Origin of the sequence: Amycolatopsis dongchuanensis (assembly GCF_039542405.1) — a bacterium.
Taxonomy (GTDB): Bacteria; Actinomycetota; Actinomycetes; order Mycobacteriales; family Pseudonocardiaceae; genus Amycolatopsis_E; species Amycolatopsis_E sacchari.
The window spans coordinates 1-4,031 of the sequence record NZ_BAABIB010000026.1; the positions used below are offsets into that span (position 1 = coordinate 1).

Annotated in this window: 5 protein-coding genes; all 5 read right to left on the reverse strand. The window is 71.5% G+C overall.

Features of this window, described 5'->3' with window-relative positions:
- Positions 1-58: 58 nt before the first annotated feature.
- Positions 59-1,078, reverse strand: coding sequence for a DUF3631 domain-containing protein (locus ABFX51_RS05580; RefSeq protein ID WP_346052595.1), 1,020 nt, complete (start codon positions 1,076-1,078; stop codon positions 59-61).
- Entirely contained in the window at positions 1,078-2,610 is a 1,533-nt protein-coding gene (locus tag ABFX51_RS05585) for a DNA cytosine methyltransferase (RefSeq protein ID WP_346052597.1), read from the reverse strand. The genes ABFX51_RS05580 and ABFX51_RS05585 overlap by 1 nt, the downstream gene beginning before the upstream one ends.
- The gene (locus ABFX51_RS05590; protein ID WP_346052598.1) at positions 2,610-3,125 is read right to left on the reverse strand and encodes a hypothetical protein; all 516 of its coding nucleotides are present in this window, start codon (positions 3,123-3,125) and stop codon (positions 2,610-2,612) included. Before ABFX51_RS05590 ends, ABFX51_RS05585 begins: the two co-directional genes overlap by 1 nt.
- Before the next feature lie 107 nt (positions 3,126-3,232).
- Complete coding sequence (locus ABFX51_RS05595; RefSeq protein WP_346052600.1) at positions 3,233-3,616, reverse strand: DUF7736 domain-containing protein; 384 nt, start codon at positions 3,614-3,616, stop codon at positions 3,233-3,235.
- A gap of 93 nt (positions 3,617-3,709) precedes the next feature.
- Positions 3,710-3,880, reverse strand: a complete 171-nt coding sequence (locus tag ABFX51_RS05600) for a hypothetical protein (protein WP_346052602.1) — start codon at positions 3,878-3,880, stop codon at positions 3,710-3,712.
- Between the last annotated feature and the right edge of the window lie 151 nt (positions 3,881-4,031).

The window sequence follows — 4,031 nt, forward strand, 5'->3', positions numbered from 1 at the left end:
CCAGTCACCACGCAACCAAACCGGACCATAACCACCAAGCCACAGCCCACCCACACCCTCACACTGAGTAGCCCTTGGCCTGCCCGCTGCCGGGGAAGCGGATGGTGGCCGAGCGGATGCCGTACTCCTTGAGCAGCGAGCCGAGCTTCATGGCGGTGAGCCCGGTCGGCCCGAACTCCCGCCACGGGGACTCCTCCAGCCCGCGCAGCCGGTGCAGCAGCTCGGCGGTAGGCAACGCGAGGTCGTCGGCGAAGGCGGTGCGGCAGTCGATGAGCAGCCGCAGCCGGTCGGAGATCTCCCCGGTCTCGTTGTGCTCGCGGGTCATCTCCACGGCGGCGGCGCGGGCGCGCTCGGGCCAGTCGCCTCCGGCGTGGTCGGCGACCGCGACCAGCGGCTCCCACGTGTCAGCCGCCCGGTCCTCCACCGGCATTGCCGGTTCAGCCCGTTCGAGGATGGCCATGTCCCCGCGCAGCCACTCGGTGAGCTGCTGAGCGAGCGCCCGCAGCGGTTCCCGGTCGCGCCGGGCGCGGTAAGGGAACGTCTTCTCCCCCGCGGCGCGGCGGCGCATGTGCACGACCACGGCGCGGTCCTCGATGGTGTCGGGCATCGCCCCAATCCCCGCCAGCGCGGCCATCGCGAACGTCGGGATCGTGACGACGGTCTGGCTGGCGGCGTCGTAGCGCAGGGCTGGCCGGCCACGCTGGTGTCCGGCGTTGAGCAGCCCGCGCAGGTCCTCGTTGTCCCCAGCCTTGGGGCCGAAGATGGTGTCGGCCTCGTCCACCAGCAGCACCGGCGGATCCGGGGTGATCGACCGGTACACCGCGGCCGGACTGGCGTTGACCGTGATCAGCGGATCGCGGCAGGTGGCCTCCACGATGTCGAGCAACCGCGACTTCCCGCACCGCCGTTCCGGTGCCCGAATCACCAGCCGCGGCGCGTGCGCCCACGCGGGCTGGACGTGCGTGGCGGCGATCCAGAGCACCACGGCGTCGGTGGCCTGGTCGGAGGGCATGACCACGTAGCGGGTCAGTGCGTCGTGGAGCTGGGCGAGCAGCGTCGCCCCGCGGTTTGGGGTCATCAGGCAGCCTCCAAGCTGTCGTGGACGGTGGTGTCGAGGGAGGCGACGACGGAGCGGACGAGCCATTCGGCGGCGGGCGGGGTGACGCCGTTGCCGAGTTGGCGGACCTGCTCGCGCTTGTTGCCGGTGATCACGTAGTGCGGGGTGAAGGCCATGGCGGCCTGGATCTCGGCGACGGTGAGCATCCGGAACGAGGCGTTCTCGACAGCCGGTGGGAGGTCGCCGCGGTCGTGGGTGGTGCCGTCGGTGCCGACCGCGAACCGCGCCAGGTCCAGCCCCGCCCGGTGGTGCCGGGGCTCGGGGCGCTGGTGGACGAGCATGTGGTGGTTGCCGCTGGCGCAGACGGTGGCCAGGGGCTCGCGGACGTCGCGGGCGGTGGAGCCGCCCCCGCGCAGCTCGGCGATGAACGCCAGCCCGTAGCGGTCGCGGGTGGTGAGCGTGCCGATGGGGTCGCTGGCCGGCCCGGCGGTGGTGGCGGTGCCGTAGTAGGGCACCACCAGGGCGTCCTGGTGTCGCGTGGTCTGGGTCCGGAACGGCTCGTCGGTGTGGCGGGCTTCTTTGCCGTCGCGGCCTTCCAGCGGCACGATCAGCCCTTCGGCCTCCCGCGTGGTGCGGGTGCGGAACGGCTGGCTGGTCGGGTAGCTGGTGTCGTTCCACGAGCCGCCCGCGGTGACCAGTTGCGGTGTGGCGTAGCGCAGCATTCCGGCCCGGATGCGGGCGAGGGTCTTGGCGGACAGGGGCTTGTCGCGGTCGCCGATGCGCTGCCCGGGAAGGCTCCAGTCGATCGCGGCGGCGGCCGGGAGCACGTAGGGTTCCACGATCTGGTGGCGGCAGGTCGCCGACGGGCAGCGGTAGAGGTACTGCTGCCGGTAGCGGCCGACGCGGGCGGTGCCCTTCCACGCCTGGATCGCCCGCACCTCGCGGTCGCAGGTGGGACACCACGCCTTCGGGCGGATGTCGAGCTGGGGGGCGGGGTTGCCCTTGCGCCAGAACACCACGTACATCCGGTCGCGCGACTGGGGCGCGCGCGGCGCGGCGATCGCGGGGGCGTGCATGGAGTTCAGCGACACGATCTTGTGGTCGTAGCCGTAGGAGTCCATCGCCAGCAGCCACGCCCGAAACGGTGCCCACTTCGCCGCATCGACGACGTTCTCCACGATCACGGCGTCGTAGCGGTGCACCTCGGCGAAGCGGGGCACGTCCCACATCGTTGCCCGGGACCGCTCCGCCACGTGGTCCGGCACGGGCTCGTCGAACAGGCTCGGCTGCACGCTGGCGCGCTTGCGGCCCTTGGCGATGGAGTGGTTGGTGCACTCCGGGGACGCCCACAGGATGTTGGTGCGCCGGTAGCGGCGCGGCTCCACTTGGGAGATGTCGGCGCAGTCGTGCTCGCAGCCGGGGAAGTTCGCGGCGTGGGTCTCGATCGCCCGCGCGCTGTGGTTGGCGGCCATCACCAGCTCCACACCCGGCACGGCGGTCGCGCCGAGCCCGGAACCCCCGGCTCCGCAGAACAGGTCGGTCACGGTGAACATCAGGCAGCCACCTCCAGGTGGGTCGGGTTGGCCGTCGTCGCGGCCTGGTAGCGGGTCCACAGTTCGTCGATCGCGCCGGTGTCGTCGGCCAGGTCGCGCAGCACCGCCGTGGGCGAGCCGGACACGGCCTGCTCGATCCGGCGGGCGTGCGCGAGCAGCGCACGTCGCCACGCGGCCTCCAGCAGCACGGCTTTGAGGTGGTGGGCCAGCTCGGCGGGTGGGGCGTCCCGGTAGGTGTCGATGAGCCAGCCGGACAGCCATTCGCGGCGCTTCTCGCCCGGTGCTTGCCCGGTGGCGAGGGCGTGGGTGTAGAGGGTGACCGGGGCCGGGGTGTGCTCGGCGGCCACGACCTCGATGGCGAGTTGGAGGACGTGGGCGGCCATGCCGCCGGTGAAGTCGGTGGCGCGCATTCCGGCCAGCAGCCGCCGCGCCGGGCGGGCGGGGAGCTGCATCAGGCAGCCGAGGAACTGGCGCTCCGGGTCGGTCAGGGTGTCGGTCGCGGTGGCGGTAGGCATGGACAACCTTTCGCGAGTACGGACGGGCTTGGTGGCTGCCGGGACGCCCGGAGGCGAGTCGGACGGGCGGCCCGGCAGCGGTCATGGGCGCGCGGCGGCGAGGGTGATCACGGCAACTCGTCGGGTCGGATGATCTCGGCGTTCGGGTTCATCTCCTGCAACTCGGCGATCGGCTCGCGGCCGACGTACTGGCCGAACGGCATCGGCTCGACCTGGTGCCATTCGCCCCACTCCTCCTTGGCCCAGGCGAACCAGCAGAGGAGGTCGAAGCGGTCGCCCACATCGCGGGGGATGTTCGCGTCTGCCAGCCAGGGGTGTTGCTGCAGAAGGAATGGGCGGATTTCCTCGACTGCGCGGGAGAGCTGGTGGGTGAGGTGGGCTTGCCCGGTGACGTACTCCACGAGCGCCTGGACACCGGCGTACCCGTTCGAGGACAACAGCTTCCCGGTCGTGACGGACAGCAGATCGCCGAGGTGGAACCGTCTGCTCACGGGTGCCTCCTTCGTGTTGCTCGGCTGTGCGGTTGGGGGCTGCCGGGCCGCCCGGAGGCGAGTCGGACGGACGGCCCGGCAGAGCTGGGTGCGCTACTTGCGCTTGCGGGCCGCGACGGCGGCCTCGCACGTGGGGCATGCGGGCTTGGTGAACCACGGGGACTTGCCGGTCCCAGCCGGGATCACCAGGCCGCACAGGGTCTTGAAGTCACCGGTCCACCAGGACTTGGAGCCGCGGTGCACGAGTCCCCTGTTGCTTCCCATCGGTGGTGTGTCCTTTCGCGACGGTGGCGGTTACTTGTTGGCGCAGATGGAGCACATGACCTGATCAGCCGGAATCCGGGCTCCGCAGTCGGTGCAGGTGGCGACGAACCGGGCGATCAGGCGAGCGAGACAGGTGGTCAACGGTCCTCCG

Bases quoted from the DNA above. Each gene is read 5' to 3' on its own strand.
- ABFX51_RS05590 (WP_346052598.1), bottom strand. From the start codon at position 3,125: ATGCCTACCGCCACCGCGACCGACACCCTGACCGACCCGGAGCGCCAG.
- ABFX51_RS05600 (WP_346052602.1), bottom strand. From the start codon at position 3,880: ATGGGAAGCAACAGGGGACTCGTGCACCGCGGCTCCAAGTCCTGGTGG.
- ABFX51_RS05580 (WP_346052595.1), bottom strand. From the start codon at position 1,078: ATGACCCCAAACCGCGGGGCGACGCTGCTCGCCCAGCTCCACGACGCA.
- ABFX51_RS05585 (WP_346052597.1), bottom strand. From the start codon at position 2,610: ATGTTCACCGTGACCGACCTGTTCTGCGGAGCCGGGGGTTCCGGGCTC.